This is a genomic window from Mesorhizobium sp. M8A.F.Ca.ET.218.01.1.1 (assembly GCF_004791165.1).
GTDB lineage: Bacteria > Pseudomonadota > Alphaproteobacteria > Rhizobiales > Rhizobiaceae > Mesorhizobium.
This window is the reverse complement of the sequence record NZ_SRUZ01000001.1, coordinates 134,820-156,097: the sequence shown is the minus strand read 5'-3', so window position 1 is coordinate 156,097 and position 21,278 is coordinate 134,820. Positions and strand designations below refer to the sequence as shown.

Below are 21,278 nucleotides of genomic sequence, written 5' to 3'. Positions count from 1 at the left end.
CCAGGGAGGAATGCCTGAAATGACAAGGCTGCGCGGTCTTGCGTGGGATCATCGACGTTGCTGGGGTCCGCTGGACGCCAGCGTCGCGCCCTATTGCGCTGGCAATACCGGCCTCGAAATCGAATGGGACCGCCGCAGCCTGTATGAATTCGGCGAGGGCGCGCTCGGTCCGGTGCTCGGCACTTACGATCTGGTCGTGTTCGACCATCCCTTCATAGGCGACATCGCGCAGGATGAGCTGATGGTGCCGTTCGACGCGCATCTGTCGGCGGAGCAAATACGGTTCTTCGAACACGATTCAGTCGGCGGGTCCTGGCGCTCCTACGAAAGGAACGGACGTCAATGGGCACTGCCGATCGATGCCGCCTGCCAGGTCGCGTCCTATCGCCCTGACCTGCTGGAGCGCTACGGGCCGGTGCCGCGCACGCATGACGAGGTGCTGGAACTCGGCCGGCTTGCGCGCAAGGACGGCAAATGGCTCGGTCTGCCCTCGGTCCCGACGGATGCCATGTGCATGCTTCTGACGCTCGGCCATCCGCAGGAGGCCGGTGAGCAATTCATCGCCAGGCAAAGGGTCGAGCAGGCCATCGCGCAGTTGCGGGAGCTGGCGGCGCTTTCGCATCCGGACTCGTCGAAATGGAACCCGATCCGCTGCTATGACCACATGATCGCGCATGACGACGTGGTCTATGTGCCGTTCGCCTTCGGCTATGTGAATTACGCGGCGAAAACCGACGGGCCATATCTGCGCTTTGCCGACGTGCCGACGCCGGGCTCCGCCGGCGCCTTGCTCGGCGGCGCCGGCATCGGCGTCAGCGCCCAGTCGAAACACAAACAGGCGGCGATCGACTATGCGCTCTTCCTGTGTTCGCCCGACTACCAGCGCGGCGATTATGTGAAGGCGGGCGGACAGCCGGGATCGCTCGCCGCCTGGAAAGACGCCGAGGTCAACGCGCTTTCAGGCGGTTTCTTCAGCGCCACGCTTCGGACCATCACGTCGTCCTATCTGCGTCCGACGCATCCGGGCTTCATCGCCTTCTTCCGCGAATGCGCGCCGCATGCGGCGGCCGCCATCGCCGGCGAGGTATCGGCGGCCGACCTTACTGACCTCGTCAATCGCCTCTACCGCGAAACCAGGCAACCGGAAGGCAGCATTGCGTGATGGCCGCCAGCGTTGCCGATACACTCGACGACGGCGAAGCCGGCCGCAACGGCTATCGCGTGCCGGCGGTGGACAAGGCGCTCGACGTTCTGGAGTTCATGGCCTCGAGTGCCGAGACGCTGACCCAGACCGAGATCGCGGCCGGCTTGGGACGCTCCATCCACGAGATCTACCGCATTCTGCTTCTCCTGGAGAAGCGCGGCTACATCTTCCGCACCCAGTCGGACCGTTTCCGTCTGTCGCTGAAGCTGTTCGAACTGGCGCATATGCATCCGCCGGTAAACCGGCTGGTCGAATGCGCACTGCCGGCAATGCGCGAACTGACCGCCAATGCCGACCAAAGCTGCCACTTGGTGGTGCGCGAAGGACAAAACGCGCTGGTGGTGCTGCAGATCGATTCCCCGCTGCCGATGCGTTACTCGGTGGCGCTGGGGTCGCATTTCCCGATCCTCGAAACCAGTTCGGGCGCCGTGCTGCTTGCCCATTCGAACCGGGCCGAGCGCGACCGGATCGTCGAGCGCATCGTGGCCGCCGGCGAAGGCCAGGGCAGTCGGGCTGAAATCGAGGCGCGGCTGAACGAGGTCGCGAGGCTCGGCTACGAGATGCGCGCCTCGCTGGCGGTCGAAGGCTGCACCAACATCTCGATGCCGGTGCGCGACCACACCGGTGCCGTCATCGCCGCGCTCACCGTTCCGCTGCTGCCGCAAAAGGCGGCGCGGTTCGGCCGCGAAGCCGTTTTCGAACGTACCCAGGCCGCCGCCGAAAAGATATCGGCGGCACTCGGCTGGTCCGACTCCGCCTCTTCTTTACGTGCCGACCCGGAACGGCGGGACTACCCGTTCAGCGACTAACAAAAGCGATAAATCTGGGAGAAGAAAATGCTCTGGTCCAAGTCAATCCTGTTTGCGTCAGCCGCCATGCTGGCGCTCGGCGCCGCCACCGCGCATGCCGAGAACATGCCCAAGCGCATCGGCTACGTCACCAACTACGCCACCCACGAGTGGTATCAGAACGTCATCAAGGGCATGAAGGCTCACGGCAAGGAACTCGGCATCGAAGTCGAGGTGCAGGACGCCAATCTCGACATCGCCAAGCAGGTCGCCGCGGCCGAAGACTTCATCGCCAAGGGTGTCGACGTGCTGATCATCACCCCGGTCAACGAGGAAGGCGTGGTGCCGCTGTTGCGACAGGCCAAGGCAGCCAACGTCCCGGTGGTGCTGGAAGGCAACCCGGTCAAGGGCATGACCACGATGGTCGCCATCTGCGACTACGATACGGGCTACATGTCCGGGGTAGAAGCCGGCAAATACGCCAAGGAAAAGCTTGGCGGCACTGCCAAGGTGATGAATGTCGGCCTGCCGCTGCTGTCGGCCACGGTGCTGCGCTCGCACGGCTTCATGGACGGGCTGAAGACCGTCATTCCTGATGCGGTCATGGTCCACGACCTCGACGGCGGCGGCAACCCCGACCGTGCGCTCGAAGTCTCCTCGGCGGCGCTCGCCAAGAATGCCGACATCAACATCATCTACGGCATCAACGACTCGTCCTCGCTTGGCGGCCTGCAAGCCTGGAAGGCGGCAGGGAAGTCGCAAGACGGCCTGTTGACGGTCGGCACCGGCGGCGAGGGCCTCGCCTTCATCAACGCCATGCAGAACGAACCATCGTACCGCATCGAGGCCGCGATGTTCCCGGAAAAGGAAGGGTTCACCGCCATCGACGCGGCGGTCAAGCTCTTCAACAACGAGGAAGTGCCCGAGCACATCGTCAGCCCGACGGCGCCTATGAACGGCGACGACTGGAAGAAGTACTATGATTATGACGGCACCACCCGCACCATCAAATGGGATGCCGTCAACGCGCTCCAGCCGCCGGCAAAGTGCATGAAGACCTCCGCCGACCTGAAGCAATAAGCCTGATGACGCTGCCCTTCCCTGACGCGGGAAGGGCAGTGTCAGGCAAGTGGTCTGGAATGGACTGAAATGAGCGAGCTTACACACGCCTCCGCACCGAAGCGTTTCATCGGCGGCCAGCTGCTGGGCAGCAGCCAGCTCGTGCTGGGCGTCATCCTGGCTGTGCTGTGCATCGCCATCTCGATCGCGGCGCCGCAATTCCATTCGGAAGCCAACATCATCGCCATCCTGCGCCAATGCGCGCTGGTGCTGGTCGTTGCCTCGGGCATGACCATGCTCATCATCACCGCCGAGGTCGACCTGTCGGTCGGCGCCTCGCTCGCTTTCGTCGGCTGCATCGGCATGGCGGTGCTGAATTCCACCCACAGCCTGGCGCTCGGCATGCTGGCGGCGCTCGCCTTTGCCGGCGGGGTCGGACTGTTCAACGGCCTGGTCGTCACCAGGCTGAGAGTGAACTCGCTGATCGCCACCATCGGCACGATGATGATGCTGCAGGGCGGCGTCTATCTGTTCACGCGCGAGGCGGTGCAGAACCACAATCAGCTGGCAAGCTTCACCGACCTCGGCGCCGGCTATGTCGGGCCTGTGCCTGTGCCTGTCATCCTGGCCGCGCTGATCTTCGTGGTCGCCTATGTCACGCTGCGCTTCACCACGCTCGGCCGCTACCTCTACGCGGTGGGCGCCAATGAAAAGGCGGTGCGCCTGTCCGGCGTACGTTCCGAACGCCTCAAGCTGTTTGCCTTCGTCGTCACCGGCCTATGCGTCGGCGTTGCCGGCATGATCCTTTCGTCGCTGATGAATGCTGGCCAGCCGACCGCCGGCCGTGGTTTCGAACTGACCGTCATCGCCGCCGTCATCCTCGGCGGCACCAGCCTGCTCGGCGGGCGCGGCTCGCTGTTCGGCACCTTGCTCGGCGTGCTGGTGCTGAAGGTGATCGACAACGGCATCATCATCCTCGGCTGGAACCAGGATCTGCAGATGGTGGTGCCGGGCGTCGTCATCATCCTGGCCACCTATCTCGACATCATCCGGAACAGAGCCAATGTCCGTTGATTTTCTGCACCCCGGCGAGGGCGCGGCCATCGATACCGATGTGCCGGCACTGGAATTGCGCGGCATCGACAAGCGCTTCCCGGGTGTCGTGGCGCTCGACAATGTCGACTTCACCCTGAAGCCCGGCAAGATCCATGCCCTGATGGGCGAGAACGGCGCCGGCAAGTCGACGCTGATCAAGATCATGGCCGGCGTCTACGGCAAGGATGCCGGTACCATTCGCATGCGCGGACGCGAGGTCGATATCCAGTCGCCGCGCGACAGCCTGAAAGAGGGCATCAAGGTCGTCTTCCAGGAGATTGCGTTGATCTCCGAATTCACGGTTGCCGAGAACATCTTCCTCGAGGGCTACCCGACCGGCAGGACGGGCTCGATCGACTGGAAGAAAATCCGCGCCGATTCAGCCGCCCTGTTCAACCGTATCGGTTTCAATGTCGATCCGGCTGCGCGCACGGGTTCGCTGCCGGTCAGCCAGCAGCAGATGGTCGAAATCGCCCGCGCGCTCGCTCATGAGGCCCGCGTCGTGGTGATGGACGAGCCGACGTCCTCGCTGACGCCGAACGAGGTGTCGCTGCTGTTCACCGTCATCCGCCGTCTGGCCAGCCTCGGCATCGCGGTGGTCTATGTCAGCCACAAGCTCGACGAGGTGTTCGAGATCGCCGACACGGTGACGGTGCTGCGCGACGGGCGCCACATCTCGACCAAACCGATCGGCGAGCACAGCAACGACACGCTGATCCAGGACATGATCGGACGTCGCATCGACAATCTGTTTCCGCGCCAGCGCGGCGCGGCAGGCGGCAAGGTTGCCTTGTCGGTGGAGAAGCTCAGCACGGCGAGGAAGCTCGACGAGGTGTCTTTCGAGGCACGCACCGGCGAGGTGCTCGGCTTCTTCGGCTTGATGGGCGCGGGCCGCACCGAACTCGCCAAGGCGATCGTCGGCTATGATCCGATCACCGCGGGCACGATCAGCGTCGACGGTCAGCGCCTCACGCCACATGACACGCGCACCGGTGTCAGGCTCGGCATCGGCCTGCTCACCGAGGATCGCAAGAGCGAAGGGCTGATGGGCGAGCTGCCCGTCTACCAGAATGCCAGCCTCGCCTCGCTTGGCGCCTTCGCACGCATGGGCTTCATCGATACGGCGAAGGAGCACCGGGCGGTGCAGGACTATGTCGACCGCTTCCGCATCAAGACCCCCAGCCTGTTCCAGCAGGTGAAGAATCTGTCGGGCGGCAATCAGCAGAAGGTGCTGATCTCGCGCTGGCTGATGCGAGGCCTGAAGGTGATCGTCGTCGACGAGCCGACGCGCGGCATCGATGTCGGCGCCAAGTCGGAGATCTTCGCGCTGATCGACCGGCTCGCCGGCGAAGGCCTGGCGGTCGTCATGATGACATCGGAAATGCCGGAGCTGCTCGGTCTCGCCGACCGGATCGCCGTGATGTGCGAGGGCCGTCTGACCGCGATCATGTCGCGCGATGAAGCCACGCAGGAAAAGATCCTCAATGCGGCGATCGGATAAGACCATGAGCCTTGCCAATATAGCTTCCGCAAAAGCTCAACCCTCCCTGCTGGCGCGGCTCTTTGCCCGGCAGGAACTGGCATTGTTCGTCTGCCTCATCCTGGTACTGGTCTTCTTTTCCGTCACGGTCGAGAATTTCTTCTCCGTGCGCAACATGACCAACGTGCTCGGCCAGGCTTCGCTCGCGCTCACCGCCGGCATTGGCTGCGCCATCGTCTTCATCTCCGGTGAGGTCGATATCTCGATCGGATCGTTGCTCGCGACCATAGCGTTGCCGCTGATCATCATCATGAACGACACCAACTCGCTGCTGCTCGGCGTCAGCGCAGCACTGCTGTTCGGCCTGATCATCGGTGTGGTGAACGGCTATCTCACCGCCTATGCCGGCATCAACTCGCTGATCGTGACCTTGGGCACGATGTTCATCATGCGCGGCGGCGTCTATCTCTACACCGGCCAGCGCGCGATCCCGGACAATGCCAGCCTCGACAGCTTCATCGCGCTCTCGGATGGCCGCCTGTTCAACATCATCCCGTATTCGGCGGTCATTGCGATCGTCCTGCTTGCCGCCTTCGGCTACATGATGCAGCACCGGCCGTTCGGACGGCAGATCTATGCCGTCGGCGGCAATCAGGAAGTGGCGCGGCTTGCCGGCTATGATGTCCGGCGGGTGAAGTTCATCTGCTTTATCATCAGTTCGCTGCTGGCGACGGTTGCCGGCATCATCCTGGCCGCGCGCGTCGGCTCGGCGCAGCACACGGCCGGACTCAATTTCGAATTCCAGGTCGTCGCGGCAACGGTGCTCGGCGGGGTCAGCCTCGCCGGCGGCATCGGCAGCCTGACCGGCATGGCGCTCGGCGTGCTGATCCTCCAGTTTCTGTCCAATGGCCTGCGCGGGCTTGGCCTGCCGACCGAGTGGCAGCTGGTCATCACCGGCATGATCATCATCGCCGCGGTCGCCTTCGACGAGGCGAAGCGCCGGCGCGCGAACGGAGGCTGACATGGCTCGTCTCGAAGCAAAAACCGCCGTCATCACCGGTGCGGCCGACGGCATAGGCCACGCGATTGCCGAGGCGATGGCGCGCGAAGGCGCGCATGTCTTCATCGGTGACATCGCCGACAAAGCAGGCGAGGATTTCGCCGCCGCGCTGCGCGCGGCCGGCCGCCGTGCCGATTATGTGCATTGCGATGTGTCGCAGGAGGCCGATATCTCGGGGCTCATCGACAGTGCCGTCAAGAAGACCGGGCACCTCGACATTCTGGTCAACAATGCCGCCATCGCCATTGGCGGCATGCCGGTGCATGAGATGACCGACGAACAATGGCACCGGCTGATGTCGGTCAACCTGACCAGCGTGTTTCGCGGCTGCAAACACGCGCTGCCGCACATGATCGCGCAGAAATCAGGCTCGATCATCAACATGGCCTCGGCCCAGGGCCATATCGGGCTGGATGGCTGGACCGCCTATGCCGGCGCCAAGGGCGCGGTGATGGCGATGACGCGCCAGATGGCGGTCGAGTTCGGCCCGATGAACATCCGCGTCAATTCGATCTCGCCGGGCACCATCAACACGCCGATGAACGACAAGCTGATCAAGGAGATCGGCGGCAACCTCGCCAAGGCCTGGGTCAAGATGCATCCGCTCGGCCGCATAGGCGAGCCGTCCGAGGTTGCCGAAGCCGCCGTCTATCTCGCCTCCGATGCAGCCGGCTTCACCACCGGCACCGACCTGCGCGTCGATGGCGGCCTGACCGCCGCCGCGCGCTACGTTCCCGAACTGCTTTGAAACACAAAGAGACATGACATGAACAAGGCTCTCGAAGGCGTCCGCATCCTCGACTTCAGCCATCTGCTGCAGGGGCCGTTCGCAACGCAACTGCTGGGCGACATGGGCGCCGATGTCATCAAGATCGAGCGCGCAGGCGCCGGCGACATGTTCCGTGGCATGACATTCTTCGCCAAATGGGTTGGCGGCTCGGAGAGCCCGAACTTCCTCGCGTGGAACCGCAACAAGCGCTCGATCGCGCTGAACCTGAAGAGCCGCAAGGTACATGCCATCATCATGGAGATGGCGAAGAGCGCCGACGTCGTCGTGCAGAATTTCCGTCCCGGCGTGCTGGCCAAGCTCGGCTACGGCTATGAGGACTTCAAGGCTGTCAATCCGCGCGTCATCTACTGCTCCGGGTCGGGCTATGGCGAGGAGGGACCCTATGTCGAGCGCCCCGGTCAGGACATGCTGATCCAGGGGTTGGCAGGGCTGATCGCCAACACCGGCCGCGGCGACCAGGCTCCGGTTCCCGCCGGCGCGGGCCTCGCCGACCAGATCGGCGCCATGAACATGGTCTATGGCATCCTGTCGGCGCTCTATTATCGCGAGAAGACCGGCAAGGGCCAGAAGATCGAGGTCAATCTGCTGGCCGGTCTTTTGGCGCATCTCAACCAGGAATATGTCGCCGTGCTCAATCTCGGCGAGGATTTCGTGCGGCCGAATTCCGGCATCGGCCATCCCGGCATGCAGGCGCCGTTCGGCATCTACGAGACCAGCGACGGCGGCTACATCTCGATCGCCATGAGCCCGTTCAAGACGCTGTACGAGGTGCTGCGGGCGCCACAGCTTGCCGTCTACGACGATCTCAAGACCCTGTTCGACAAGCGCGACGAGGTGTTCGAAAAGGTCAATGCCGAGACCAAAAAGTTTGGCACGCAGGATCTGTTGGCGCGGCTGCTGGCAGCCGACATCTGGTGCGCGGAGGTGAAGGACATCCGCCGCGCGGCCGAGGATCCGCAGGTCACGCATATGGGCATGATCACCAGCTACGATCATCCGCGCGGCGGCAAGGTGCGGGTGGTGGCACCGGCGGTGAAGATGAGCGAGACGCCGGCGACCATCGAGCGGCCCGCGCCGCTGGTCGGCCAGCATGGCCGCGAGATCCTGGCCGAGTTCGGTCTCTCGAAGGATGAGATCGCAGCGCTGGAAGCATCCGGCGACATGACCGTGGATGCGGCCTGACGATGCGCGCCTACCAGACACTCACGGTTGAAATATCAAGCCGCGTCGCGGTCGTCACTTTCCGCCGGGCCGACCAGCTCAACGCCATGAACCGGCTGATGCAAGGTGAGATCACCGAAGCCTTCGAGGCGCTGTCCGGCGACGAGGGCGTCGGTGCGATCGTGGTGACCGGCGAGGGGCGCGGCTTCATGGCCGGCGCCGACATCAAGGAATATGCCGCGCAGACCGGCCCGGAGTTCGACATTTTCCAGGCCGCCGGCACGCGCATGTACGCGGCGATCGAGAACAATGCAAAGCCGGTGATCGCGGCGGTCAACGGCTTCGCGCTGGGCGGCGGCATGGAACTGGTGCTGTGCTGCGACATCGTCATCGCCAACCAGTTCGCCAAGCTCGGCCTGCCGGAGATCAAGCTCGGGCTGATCCCCGGCGGCGGCGGCACGCAGCGCAGCGTCGCCAAGCTCGGCCGCAACCGCGCCAATTTTCTGCTGATGACCGGCGCGATCGTGCCGGCGTCCGAATTCGTCACTGCCGGCCTGGTCAACGAGATCGTCGACGTCGACAGGTTGATGCCGCGCGCGCTGGAACTGGCCGGAATGATCGCCGCCGAACCCGCCGCCGCGATCGAAGGGTTGAAGAGGCTGACGGCGCATGCCGTGGCGGGCGATCTGGCTGCCGGTCTCGCCATGGAGCGCGACATATTAGGCGACCTCTACCGCGGCGAGATCGGCCAGCGGCGCGTCAGGGAGTTCGCCGAGAGGAGCATCGCGAAGGTGAAGAAGGCCGGGCCGTGAAGGGCGGCGACGACTATCGCGGACTGGGTTGGGCGCACGGCGCGCTGACCGTGCAGCGGCTCGGCGCCATGCTGGCGCCGGTTACTTTCATTCTGCAGGACGGCAGGCAGGTCTCGCCGATGCACATCGCGCCGTGGTCGAACGAACCGGACACGGAGGCACTGCCGGGCATCCTGCGCAAGCTGCGCGGCGAATGGCCCTGCGTGCCCTTCGGTTATTCGGTGCCTGCCGAGGGATGGCCCGGGAACTGGGCGGGTGTCATGGGGCCGCCGGCTCCGGACGAGGAAGTCCACGGCCACAGTTCCAACCATGACTGGACCTGGTGCGAGAGCGAGAACGGGTCACTGTCGCTGGCTCTCAACTACCCGCAGGCAAGCCCGGTCGCGCGCGTCGAACGGACGATAATGCCCGAACCATCGGCGCCGGCCATCGACATTGAGTTCAGGATCGTCGTCCGCCGTGCCTGCCGCCTGCCGATCGGCCTGCATCCGGTTTTCCGGCTGCCGTTCGAGACAGGCGCCGCGACGCTGGAGCTCGGCCGCTTCGATGAAGGCCGCACTTACCCGCATGACGTCGAACCCGGGGCGGAACTCTTTGCCCGCGGCAAATCCTTCACCGACCTCACCAGCGTGCCCGCGCGCGCCGGCGGCACGGCCGACGCCTCGCGATTGCCGCTCACCGCCGATACCGAGGAATTGCTGCAGATCGAAGGGCTAGACGGCACCGCGGCGCTTGCCAACCACGCGGAGGGCTATCGCGTAAAACTCTCCTGGCAAAAGGCGCATTTCCCGAGCCTCCTGCTGTGGTACTCCAATCGCGGCCGCAAGGCCGCCCCTTGGAATGGGCGTCATGTCGCCATCGGCTTCGAGCCGATCTGCTCGCCCTTCGGCCTCGGCCCGGCAACCGCCCTGGCCGACAATCCGATCGCGCAATCCGGCATTGCGACGGCGCTGGAATTCTCGCCCGAAAACCCGTTCGTGACCCGCTACCGTATCGAGGCATCCGCGCTGTGAGGAACAGTTCCGAGACGTCCCTAGTCAAACCGAACCGGCCGCACTTCACCAATATCGAGGGATTGGCCGCGATGGTCGGCCATGGCGACTCGCTTGGCGTCGGCGGCCACCATTTCGCCCGGCTGCCGATCGCCTTGCTGCGCGCTGTCGCGCGTTCCGGCGTCAAGGACTTGCACTACGTCTGCTGGGCTGGCGGCTTGCCGCTTGAACTGCTGCTCGAAGCAAATGCCGTTGCGAAAATCGATCTCTGTTTTTCCAGTCTCGACATATTTGGGTTGCCGCCGAGGTTCCGCGCGGCTGCCGAGGCCGGCGCAATCCCTGTTCGCGACTGGACGGCACTCGCCATGATCCAGGCGCTGCGGGCGGCGCAGCAGAACCTGCCGTCGATGCCGTTCCAACTGCCACTGGGATCGGACATGCTGGCGCGTGTGCCGGGCGCGAGCGCCAGGCCTGACCCGGTGACCGGAACAGATACGGGATTTATCCCGCCGCTGCGGCTCGATACGTTCGTCGTCCATGCTCAGCGCGCCGACGAAAGCGGCAATGTGCAGATTATCGGGCCACGTGCCCTGGACTTCGCCATGGCCGGTGCTGCTCGCAAAGTGCTGGTCACGGTCGAGGAAATTGTCCCGGTCGGGGCGCTGCGGCAGGACGGCCGCCAGAGCATCCTCACCCGTAATCAGGTCTCGGCTATAGCGCTCGCGCCAGGCAGCGCTTATCCGGCATCCTGCCTGCCATTCTACGTCACGGACTACCCGGCATTGTCGAAGGCGTTCGCGGCCAAGGACGCAGCCCTGGCGGACAATCTGCGCATGCCTCCGGAAGGCGTGCCGGAGCCGCTCCAACAGGCTGCGAAAGTCAGCGCCGAGACTGTCCTCGCGATGCCTGGTCTCGTGCATGGCGACAGGAAAGCATCCGTCGACGAGATTATCGCCGCAAGAATCGCGGCCGAACTCGACAATGAAAGCTTCGCCAGTGCCGGCGCCGTCTCGCCGCTCGCCAATGTCGCCTACCGGCTGGCCAAGGCAGCGCACGCGCCGGACATGATCATCGCGACGATGAGTTGCGGCCATCTCGACATCGCGCCGAGCCCGATGATCCTGTCGCTGATCGAAAGCCTTGATTGCGAGACGGCGGCGGCGCATGCAGGCGGCGACGATACTTATTCGACCTACTACCAGGCCGGTGCCGTGACGCATGAGATCGTCGGCGCAGCCCAGGTCGACCGGCGCGGCCGCGTCAACACCATCGCGCTGCGCAAGCCAAGCGGCGGACTGATCCGGCTGCCGGGGCAGGGCGGCATGGCCGATGTCGCCAACATGCATCGCGACTATTTGCTCTACGTTCCCCGCCATTCGGCCCAGTCGCTGGTCGAGGGGGTCGAGATCGCCAGTTCCGCACGCGGGCTGCTGACGCCGGCCGAGCGCGAGCCGATGGGCTATCGCACCGGCAAGGCGCTGGTCTTCACCGACCTCTGCATCTTCCGGCTCGACCAGATATCCCGGGAATTGATCGTCATCGAGACAATGCCTGGTACCACGCAGCCGCAGATCCGCGACGCCACCGGATTTGCGGTGACCTTCGATGCCGATTGCCGCGAGGTCCCGCTGCCTTCCAGCGATACGCTCGCCGTCCTGCGCAATCGCATCGATCCGCTCGGCTTGCGCCGCCTGGAATTCGTCAGTGCCAAGGAGCGCGGCGCGCTGATCGCGGAAATCCTCGCCGCGGACCGCGTCATGGTCGAGCGCTGTATAGCAGCAGAGCAGAGGTCGTTCACCGCAAGGAGCTGATTCATGCCAAAGCCGTTGCTCGACATGTCGGCCGCGCGCGTCTTCTTCGACGGCATCTTCACCAGCCCGCGCGTCGCGCATCCTGAGGGCGTGGCGGTCCACCGGGATGGCTCGATCTGGTGCGGCACCGAGACAGGTGACCTCCTGCGGCTGGCCGCCGACGGCGGTTCGGTCGAGCGCATGGGCGGCACGGATGGCTTTCTGCTCGGCATCGCCTTCGATAGCGCGGGCAACTGCTTTGCCTGCGATCTCAGGCATGCCGCGATCTTCCGCCGGGACGCCGCGACAGGTCGCATGGAGCGCTTCGCGCCGTCCGGCATCCGCGTGCCGAACTATCCGATCGTCGATGAGGCCAGGGGCTGGCTCTACGTGTCTGACAGCGTCGGCGAAGACAGTCGTTCGGGCATCTTCCGCTACGACCTCAAGACCGGCGAGGGTGGCCTGTGGTGCCGGGAGGCGATGTCCTTCGCCAACGGCATGGCCATGGCGCCTGATGGTAACGGCCTCTATGTCGTGGAGAGCGACGCGCCCTGCATCAGCCATGTGCCGATCCTCGCCGACGGCACGGCAGGGCCGCGAAAAGTCGTCGTCGAAGGCGTGCACAATGTTCCCGATGGGCTCGCCTTCGCCTCTGACGGCGCGCTGTTCATCTCGTGCTACGAGCCAAGCCGCATCTATCGCTGGCGGCCGGACCGAGGCCTCGAAGTGCTGATCGAGGACCCGGCGGCCACCACACTGGCGCATCCCACCAACATCGCCTTCAAGGGCGACAAACTCTACACGGCGAATCTCGGCCGCTGGCACATCACCGAGATCGATCTGACGGCGCTTCGAGAGTTGGAAAGCTGAACCATCATCCAATTTCGCCACGGCATGGACTGGCGGCCGCGGCTCAGTTCTCGAAGCCTGGCCGCGGCGACGAGAAGCGGCCTCGACGGGTGGTCAACAATTTCATCGAGCTGGCATGCAAATTTTCGAGACCGGTCGTGTAGTGCTCGTTGACGCACGTCGTGCTTGGCTTGCGACTTTCGCGCCACCATGACCAGCCATCGGCGTCGGGCCACGCTTATGAACAAGGATAATCCTTTGACGATCTTCCCTTTGACCGAGGCCAGTCCGGTCCAGTTTCAGGCGCCGCTGCCGAAGACGTCGGATGTGGTCATTGTCGGCGGTGGCATCATCGGCGTGACCGCGGCCTTGTTCCTGGCCCGGCGCAACATACCGGTGACTTTGCTGGAGAAGGGGCGCATCGCCGCGGAACAGTCCTCGCGCAATTGGGGCTGGATCCGCCAGCAGGGCCGCGACGCGGACGAACTGCCCATCGTCATCGAAGCGCAGCGTCTCTGGCGCCAACTGGCCGAGGAGTGCGGCGAGGACATAGGCCTGACGCAGACCGGCGTGACCTATCTTGCGCGCACCGACAAGGAAATGGCTGATTTCGCCAAGTTCCTGAAGGTCGCAGAGGCCCATGGCGTCGACACGCGTCTCCTCGACCAAGGCGAGACCGCCAAGCTGATCCCAGCCATGTCTCGCTCCTTCAAGGGTGCCATGACCACGCCGTCGGACATGCGCGCCGAGCCCTGGGTCGCCGTGCCGGCCCTTGCCCGCCTGGCCGCTCGCCAGGGTGTCACCATCATCGAGAACTGTGCGGCACGCATGCTCGATATCTCCGCGGGGCGTATCAGCGGGGTCTGGACCGAAAAAGGCCGCATCGCCACGTCGAACGTGCTTGTCGCCAGCGGTGCCTGGACGTCGCTGTTCCTGCGCGCGCATGGCGTCTCGATCCCGCAGCTCAGTGTCCGCACGACCGTCGCGGCGACCGCGCCGATGCCGGAAATCCATGCTGGCGCCGCCGCGGACGAACGCATCGCCTTCCGGCGTAGAAAGGACGGTGGATACACGCTGGCGGCGGGAGGCAGCCACCTGCTCTATGTCGGGCCGGATGCATTGCGTCACGCACCGAAATATCTGCCCGCCCTGAAGGCGAACCCTTTCGGTACGCGCTACCTGCCGGCGGCGCCTCGTGCATATCCCGACAGCTGGTCTACCCCGCGCAAATGGGATGCCGACAAGCAAAGCCCGTTCGAACGGATGCGCGTTCTCAATCCTGTGCCGGAGCCCAGGGCGCTTCACGCCATCGATCGTGGGTTCAAGGAGCTCTTCCCGCAATTCGAGGCGGTGCCGCTCAGGGCAAGCTGGGCCGGCATGATCGATGCGATGCCGGATGTCGTGCCGGTGGTCGATCGCGCCGCAGCGGTTCCGGGTCTCGTCATCGCGACCGGGATGAGTGGCCATGGCTTCGGCATAGGGCCCGGCATGGGCCGCGTCCTGTCCGACTTGATCCAGGGCAACGAGGCTGGACACAACCTTCACAGGTTCCGTCTATCCCGGTTCAGCGACGGCAGCCGTATCCTGATGGGGCCATCGCTCTAGACGAGATGGCCCCGACGTTTCACGCGGCGTAGATAGCCGCGATCTTTCTATTAGTCGGGTTTCGACTGGCCCGGATTGAACTTGCGCCGGGCGTTTTCCAGATGCTCCCGCATCGCTTGGCCAGCGGCTTCGGGATCGTGCCGTTCGATAGCTTCGAACACGTTTTTGTGCCCGGCGAAGCTGATGCGGTTTTCGAGCTCGGTATTGGCCATGTGGATGCGCTGGTTGATCAGCCATTCCACCAGCGCCTCGTGCGCGGCGAGAAAAATCGGATTGCCGGGGATCGCGGTCAGCACGCGGTGAAAGGCGACGTCGGTGAGGGCGAAAGCGCGGGCGCGTGAAATGGCGCGTTCATTTTCGGCAAGCGCCGCCGCCAGCGCGTCGATCTGTGAACGTGTCGCCACCTCCGCGGCATGGCGCGCGATCGAGACTTCGAGAAACAGCCGCAACTGCTCGAAATGACCGATGCCGTCCGGCTGGTCCATCAAAAGATGCGCGGTGCCCGTCAGCTGCTCCAGCATGTTCTTCGGCGTCGGTCGCGTCACCTTGGGCCGCTCGCCGCTGTTGATGCGCACGAGGCCCATCTTTTCCAGCGCAAACAACGCCTCGCGCACCGAGGGGCGCCCGACATCGAACATCGACATCAACTCGCGCTCGGACGGCAGCGAAGCGCCGACCGGATAGACCTCGTCCCGGATCATCGCCTCCAGGCGGAGGCGGACTTCATCGGACAATTTTTTTCGAACCGGCATATTGTGCATGGTGTACCTTTTAAGCTATTAGACCAGTCACCGCAAGCGAGCACAGGGCAAGGAGTTGTGGATCGCTGGGGCTTGGCGCGACCGAAGGGTAGGAGGAGGTCGCTGCTTGCAATGAGCGACCGGACGCCAAACCGCGACCAAACGACCGCGAGAAAGCGCGCTCAGACGTCAGCCACGACCGGCCGAGACAATCCAAGGGAGGAGAATTCCATGAGACGATTTCTGATCAGCCTTTTGCCGGCGCTGGCGCTCATGCTTGCTGCGGGTGCCGTGAAGGCCGAAGGAGGCGGCACGTTCCGCTCCGCCATGCGTACCGGCTGCATCGAGATGGGCACGCTGCACACCACCTGCGGCCATCGGCTCGACGAGACCGTGCTGCAGGGCCTCGTCCACATCAAATGGACGGGCGACGGCGTGCAGCCGATGCTGGCCGAGAGCTGGAAGACGGCGGACGGCGGCAAGACCTATGTCTTCAACCTGCGCCATGGTGTCAAATGGCATGACGGCACGCCTTTCACCGCCAAGGACGTGGTGTTCAGCCTCAATCTCTACGCCAATCCGAAGGTTGGTTCGCCCTGGGCGCAGAAGCTTTCCGCCGTGGCCGGATACAAGGCCTTCCAGGATGGCTCGGCCACCTCGCTTGCCGGGGTGAAGGCGTTGGACGACGCGACCGTGCAGATCGAACTCGACAGCGCCAAGCCGCTCTGGGTCGAGCTGCAGCTCATCGCCATCAGCATCTTTCCCGAGCACATCCTGGGCAAGGTCGCGCCCGCCGACGTCAAGGGCAATGCGTTCTGGGTCAATCGGGTCGGCACCGGCCCGTTTATCTGGAAGAAGTATGAGAGCGACCAGTATGTCGAGGTCGACCGCAATCCCGACTATTTCCTCGGCGCGCCCAAGCTCGACCGCATCATCTACCAGATCTACAAGGACGTGCCGCCGATTATCGCCGCGCTCGAGACGCAGGAGGTCGACGCCATGTCCTATGAGGGCGGCGGCGTGCCGATCTCCGAACTGCCCCGCCTGCAGAAGCTCGACTATCTGACGGTGCTGCCGAAATTCTCCGCCGGCTTGCCGACCTATCTGCAGTTCAATCTGGAGAACAAGCGCTTCGCCGATGTGCGCGTGCGCCAGGCGATGCTCTATGCCATCGACCGCAAGGCGATCATCGACACCGTCAAGCAGGGCGCCGGCGAACTGTTGAACACGCTGTTCCCGCAGGATTGGGCGCGCGCCAAGGACCTCGAACCCTACGACTACAATCCCGACAAGGCCAAGCAGTTGCTTACCGACGCGGGCTGGGATGCGAGCCAGCCGGTCGATTTCATCTACTACTATTCCGACCAGATGAACGTCGACACCGTCACCGCCATCCAGAGTTATCTGGCCGCCGTCGGCGTCAACATCCAGCCGCGCCTGCTCGATCCGGCGGCGATCAACCAGGTCTATGCCGACGGCAGCTTCCAGATGGGCTTCTTCGCGCAAGGCATGGGGCTCGACCCCTCGCTCGGCTCGCCCCTGGTGGTCTGCGGCGCCAAGCCGCTCGCCATGGGCTACTGCAACCCCAAGGTCGATGAGCTGTTCAACAAGGGTCTGGAGTCAAACGACCGCGCCACACGCGCCGCGAGCTATCAGGAGGCCTCGCGCATCCTCAACCAGGACCTGCCCAAGGCCTGGCTTTGGAACGAGGTGCGGCCGCTCGCCTTCAACAACCGCATCGTCGGCCTCGCCCAGCACTTCAAGCAACAGCCGCTCGTGATCTTCAACCACCCCGTCTACAACGAAGTCGAGAAATGGGAGGTGGCGAAATAGCCGCGGATAGCCTTGCCGGTCGTGGGGCTCTGACCGAGCCTCCCGATCCGTTGTCTCAAAACCGCCTTCAGCCATAGGAGAGGCCGGTGCTCAGCTATCTCCTGCGCAAACTCTTGCTCAGCATCCCGGTGCTGTTCGGCGTCACCGTGATCGTCTTCGCCATCGCGCATGCCATGCCGGGTGACGCGGTGCTGGCGATGATCACGGCGGAGGCGCCGTCGAGCGAGGAACTGATTGCCATGCGGCGCGGCGAACTCGGCCTCGACCAGCCGGTCTACATCCAGTACCTCCACTGGATCGGCCAGATCCTGCACGGCAATCTCGGCCGCTCCTTCGTCAATGGCCGCAGTGTCGGCGACATCATCGTCGAGCGGTTGCCGATGACGCTGGAACTGATGGGCGTCGCACTGCTCGTCGCTTTCGTCATCGGCACCACGCTGGGCGTGATCTCGGCGCTCAGGCAATACAAGCTCACCGACTATTCGCTGACGCTTGCCGGCTTTGTCGGCGTCTCGATCCCGGACTTCTTCATGGGACTGCTGCTCGTCTACGTCTTTGCCCTGGAGCTGCGCTGGCTGCCGTCGTCGGGCATTTCCACGGCTGGTGAAAACTTCTCGCTCCTCGACAATCTCAGGCACCTCGTCCTGCCCGCAGCCGCACTTGCGTTGTTCCGTGCCGCGATCTTCATGCGCTATGCCCGCGCCGGCATGCTCGAAGTGCTGAACCAGAGCTATATGCGCACCGCCAAGGCCAAGGGCCTCAAGCCCCGCACCATCACGTTGCGCCACGGCCTGCGCAACGCGCTGATCCCGCTGGTTACCGTCTTCGGCCTGGCGCTGCCGACGCTGTTCGGCGGCTCGGTGGTGATCGAGACCATTTTCCAGTGGCCAGGCATCGGCCTGATGTTCATCGATTCCGTGGTGAACAGGGATAGTCCCGTGATCATGGGCTACGTGCTGATCACCGCCATCATCGTCATGCTGGCCAATCTCGGCACCGACCTCGCCTACAGCGTGCTCGACCCCAGGGTGAGCTATGACTGACGCCGCCCTCGACATGACGATCGCCGCCGGCGCATCGCGCGGCCTGTGGGGCGAGGCGGCGCGCCGCTTCCTCAACCACCGCCTGGCAACGCTCGGCCTGATCATGCTCGCCATTATCGTGCTCGCCTGCGTGCTGGCGCCGCTGATCGCCCATTACGGCCCCAACGAAATCGATCTCAGAGGTCACAACCAGCCGCCTGGCGGCATGCACTGGCTGGGCACGGACGGCACCGGCCGCGACATCTTCGCCCGCATCCTCTATGGCGGCCGCATATCGCTGACGGTCGGCTTCGTCGCCGTGGCGATCTCGGCGGCGATCGGCATCTTCATCGGCTGCGTCGCCGGCTATTTCGGCGGCAAGGTGGACCTCCTGCTGATGGGCCTGATCGACATGGTGCTGACCTTCCCGCGCCTGGTCATCATCATTGCCTTCGTCGCGGTCGTCGGGCCCAGCATCTTCAACACCATGGTGGTGATCGGACTGCTCAGCTGGCCTTCCATCGCCCGCCTGACGCGTGGTGAGATCCTGGCCTTGCGCAACCAGGAATTCATCCTGGCCGCGCGCTCGCTCGGCACCTCGCCCCCGGTCATCATCCTAGAACACATCCTGCCCAATATGCTCAGCCCAATCCTGGTGGCGATCACGCTCGACGTGGCGACCGTCATACTGCTCGAAGCTTCGCTCTCCTTCCTCGGCCTTGGCGCGCAGGCGCCGGCCGCCAGTTGGGGCAACATGCTGCGCGACGCCCGCACGCTGTCGATCCTGGAGAGCCAGCCCTGGATGTGGATCCCGCCCGGCGCGATGATCGCCATGGCCGTACTCAGCATCAACTTCGTCGGCGACGGCCTGCGCGATGCGCTCGACCCGCAGCACATCATGGGTGGCAAATGATCGGCGCCGACACGCTTGCCGTCGGCAGGGCCGCGAAGGGGATCGGGCAGCAGGCGGTGCTTTCGGTGCAGGGGCTGAGCGTCGAATTTGGCCCGAGCGGCAATTCCGTCTATGCCGTCAACGACGTCTCCTTCGACCTTGCCGAGGGCGAGTCGCTGGCGATCGTCGGCGAGAGCGGCTCCGGTAAATCGGTCACCGTGCAGACGCTGATGGGCCTGATCCGCAAGCCGCCCGGCCGCGTCACCGCGGGCCGGGCGCTGTTTCGTGGCCGCGATCTCCTGGCCATGCCCGATAGAGAGCTGCGCCAGATACGCGGCCGCGACATCGCCATGATCTTCCAGGATCCGATGTCGTCGCTGAATCCGGTGCTGACCATCGGCCTGCAACTGACCGAGGCGCTGCGCGAGCACCAGGGCCTGAACGACGCCGAGGCCGAACGCCAGGCTCTCGACATGCTGGCGCTGGTCGGCATCGCCAACGCGCCGCAGCGCATGCGCGCCTTTCCGCACCAGTTCTCGGGCGGCCAGTTGCAGCGCATCGGCATCGCCATGGCGCTGGTGTGCAAACCGTCGATCCTGATCGCCGACGAGCCGACGACCGCGCTCGACGTCACCATCCAGGCGCAGATCGTCGAGTTGGTCGTGCGCCTGCAGAAGCAGCTCGGCATGGCAATCATCTGGATCAGCCACGACCTCAGCCTCGTCGCCGGCTTCGTCGATCGCGTCGCGGTGATGTATGCCGGCTCGATCGTCGAAAGCGCGCCGGTCGGCGATTTGTTTTCGGCAACCAAGCATCCCTATACGATCGGCCTGTTGAACTCGATCCCGTCGCTGACGGCGGCCAACACCAGGCTGGTGCCGATCAAGGGCGCGCCGCCCAATGTCACGCTGGCGCCGACCTTCTGCGCCTTCGCGCCGCGCTGCGACCATGCCGAGGCGCGCTGCCGCCAGGCAAGGCCGCCGCTGGAAGCTGCCGGTGCCGATCAGACCGTCGCCTGCTGGCGCTGGCGGGAGGTGGAACGGGGGCCGCGCACGGGCGCCGGCGCCGCTGACAAGCCGGCCGTGACGGCACCGAAGCAGGAAGCGCTGCTCACCGTCACCGATCTCAAGGTGCATTTTCCGATCCGGCGCGGCGTGCTCAGGCGGCAGGTCGGCGCGGTGCATGCCGTCGACGGCGTCAGCTTCGAGGTGATGCGCGGCGAGACGCTGGCGCTGGTCGGCGAAAGCGGCTGCGGCAAATCGACGACCGGCCGCGCCGTGCTGGGCCTTGAGCGCCCCAGCGCCGGCAGCATTGTCTTCGAGGGCAGGAATTATGCGGGCGCGACAGGCGAGGAGCTGAAGCAGCGCCGCCGCGACATGCAGATGGTTTTCCAGAACCCGTTCGGTTCGCTCAACCCGCGCATGACCGTCGGCCGCATTATCGGCGAAGGGTTGCGTGCGCAGAAGATCGGCACCCGCGCCTCGCGCGATGCCCGTGTCAGCGAATTGCTGGCGCTGGTGGGTCTCCGGGAAGCGCTGCGCAACCGCTATCCGTTCGAACTCTCCGGCGGCCAGCGCCAGCGCGTCGGCATTGCCCGCGCGCTTGCCGCCAATCCGAAATTCATCATCGCCGACGAGCCGATCTCGGCACTCGACGTCTCGATCCAGGCGCAGATCGTCAATTTGCTCGACGACCTCAAGCCGCGCCTCGGCCTGACCTATCTGTTCGTCGGGCACGATCTGTCGATGATCCGCTATCTCAGCGACCGCGTCGCGGTGATGTATCTCGGCCGCATCGTCGAGATCGGCACCACGAAAGCGGTGTTCGGCGCACCACTGCATCCCTATACGCGCGCGCTGTTGTCGGCGATCCCGGAGCCCGATCCCAAGGCGGGGGGCACACGCCGCCGCATCGTGCTCGGCGGTGGCGTGCCGGATCCGTCGAAGCCGCCGCCCGGCTGCCATTTCCATCCGCGCTGCCCCCTGGCGACCGAGATCTGCACCAAGGTCGATCCGGCACGGCGCGATTTCGGCTCCGCCGGCACCGGCCAGCATCTCGTCGCCTGCCACCACGCTGGCGAAGCCACATCATGACAAATCTGGAAAA

Annotated in this window: 18 protein-coding genes; 17 read left to right on the top strand and 1 reads right to left on the bottom strand. The window is 64.6% G+C overall.

The window, feature by feature from the left end:
* The first annotated feature begins 19 nt into the window (after positions 1-19).
* The 13 genes from EN861_RS00795 (at position 20) to EN861_RS00735 (ending at position 14,685) form a co-directional block, all read left to right on the top strand.
* The gene (locus EN861_RS00795) at positions 20-1,162 is read left to right on the top strand and encodes an extracellular solute-binding protein (protein ID WP_135861851.1); all 1,143 of its coding nucleotides are present in this window, start codon (positions 20-22) and stop codon (positions 1,160-1,162) included.
* On the top strand, positions 1,162-2,013 hold the full coding sequence (locus tag EN861_RS00790; protein ID WP_127278949.1) for an IclR family transcriptional regulator: 852 nt from the start codon (positions 1,162-1,164) through the stop codon (positions 2,011-2,013). The genes EN861_RS00795 and EN861_RS00790 overlap by 1 nt, the downstream gene beginning before the upstream one ends.
* Positions 2,014-2,040: 27 nt before the next feature.
* Complete coding sequence (locus EN861_RS00785) at positions 2,041-3,072, top strand: sugar ABC transporter substrate-binding protein (protein WP_127278950.1); 1,032 nt, start codon at positions 2,041-2,043, stop codon at positions 3,070-3,072.
* Between the two features lie 69 nt (positions 3,073-3,141).
* Entirely contained in the window at positions 3,142-4,125 is a 984-nt protein-coding gene (locus tag EN861_RS00780) for an ABC transporter permease (protein WP_135861849.1), read from the top strand.
* On the top strand, positions 4,115-5,647 hold the full coding sequence (locus EN861_RS00775; protein ID WP_135861847.1) for a sugar ABC transporter ATP-binding protein: 1,533 nt from the start codon (positions 4,115-4,117) through the stop codon (positions 5,645-5,647). Before EN861_RS00780 ends, EN861_RS00775 begins: the two co-directional genes overlap by 11 nt.
* A gap of 4 nt (positions 5,648-5,651) precedes the next feature.
* Complete coding sequence (locus EN861_RS00770) at positions 5,652-6,647, top strand: ABC transporter permease (RefSeq protein ID WP_135861845.1); 996 nt, start codon at positions 5,652-5,654, stop codon at positions 6,645-6,647.
* Between the two features lies 1 nt (position 6,648).
* Complete coding sequence (locus EN861_RS00765) at positions 6,649-7,434, top strand: SDR family oxidoreductase (RefSeq protein ID WP_135861842.1); 786 nt, start codon at positions 6,649-6,651, stop codon at positions 7,432-7,434.
* 18 nt (positions 7,435-7,452) lie between these two features.
* A complete protein-coding gene (locus EN861_RS00760; protein WP_135861840.1) occupies positions 7,453-8,658 on the top strand; it encodes a CaiB/BaiF CoA-transferase family protein in 1,206 nt (401 codons plus the stop codon).
* 2 nt (positions 8,659-8,660) lie between these two features.
* Positions 8,661-9,449, top strand: coding sequence for an enoyl-CoA hydratase/isomerase family protein (locus tag EN861_RS00755; RefSeq protein ID WP_135861837.1), 789 nt, complete (start codon positions 8,661-8,663; stop codon positions 9,447-9,449).
* Positions 9,446-10,462 (top strand): hypothetical protein, encoded by a 1,017-nt coding sequence (locus EN861_RS00750; protein WP_135861835.1) that lies wholly within the window; start codon positions 9,446-9,448, stop codon positions 10,460-10,462. Before EN861_RS00755 ends, EN861_RS00750 begins: the two co-directional genes overlap by 4 nt.
* Positions 10,459-12,252, top strand: coding sequence for a CoA-transferase (locus EN861_RS00745; protein WP_245511973.1), 1,794 nt, complete (start codon positions 10,459-10,461; stop codon positions 12,250-12,252). The genes EN861_RS00750 and EN861_RS00745 overlap by 4 nt, the downstream gene beginning before the upstream one ends.
* Positions 12,253-12,255: 3 nt before the next feature.
* Positions 12,256-13,101 carry an SMP-30/gluconolactonase/LRE family protein gene (locus EN861_RS00740; protein ID WP_127275906.1) on the top strand — a complete coding sequence of 282 codons (846 nt, stop codon included), beginning with the start codon at positions 12,256-12,258 and terminating at the stop codon, positions 13,099-13,101.
* 237 nt (positions 13,102-13,338) lie between these two features.
* Positions 13,339-14,685: an FAD-binding oxidoreductase gene (locus EN861_RS00735; protein WP_135861833.1), complete on the top strand. Its 1,347-nt coding sequence runs from the start codon at positions 13,339-13,341 to the stop codon at positions 14,683-14,685.
* 50 nt (positions 14,686-14,735) lie between these two features.
* Here the strand turns inward: EN861_RS00735 and nanR are convergent, their stop codons facing one another.
* A complete protein-coding gene (nanR, locus tag EN861_RS00730; RefSeq protein ID WP_272483020.1) occupies positions 14,736-15,437 on the bottom strand; it encodes a transcriptional regulator NanR in 702 nt (233 codons plus the stop codon).
* Positions 15,438-15,656: 219 nt separating this feature from the next.
* Between nanR and EN861_RS00725 the strand changes: the two genes are divergently transcribed.
* The 4 genes from EN861_RS00725 (at position 15,657) to EN861_RS00710 (ending at position 21,265) form a co-directional block, all read left to right on the top strand.
* Complete coding sequence (locus tag EN861_RS00725) at positions 15,657-17,258, top strand: ABC transporter substrate-binding protein (protein WP_167531256.1); 1,602 nt, start codon at positions 15,657-15,659, stop codon at positions 17,256-17,258.
* Positions 17,259-17,344: 86 nt separating this feature from the next.
* Positions 17,345-18,301, top strand: a complete 957-nt coding sequence (locus EN861_RS00720; protein WP_127275910.1) for an ABC transporter permease — start codon at positions 17,345-17,347, stop codon at positions 18,299-18,301.
* Complete coding sequence (gene opp4C / locus EN861_RS00715; RefSeq protein WP_127275911.1) at positions 18,294-19,193, top strand: oligopeptide ABC transporter permease; 900 nt, start codon at positions 18,294-18,296, stop codon at positions 19,191-19,193. Before EN861_RS00720 ends, opp4C begins: the two co-directional genes overlap by 8 nt.
* Positions 19,190-21,265, top strand: coding sequence for an ABC transporter ATP-binding protein (locus EN861_RS00710; protein ID WP_127870910.1), 2,076 nt, complete (start codon positions 19,190-19,192; stop codon positions 21,263-21,265). Before opp4C ends, EN861_RS00710 begins: the two co-directional genes overlap by 4 nt.
* The last annotated feature ends 13 nt before the right edge of the window (positions 21,266-21,278 follow it).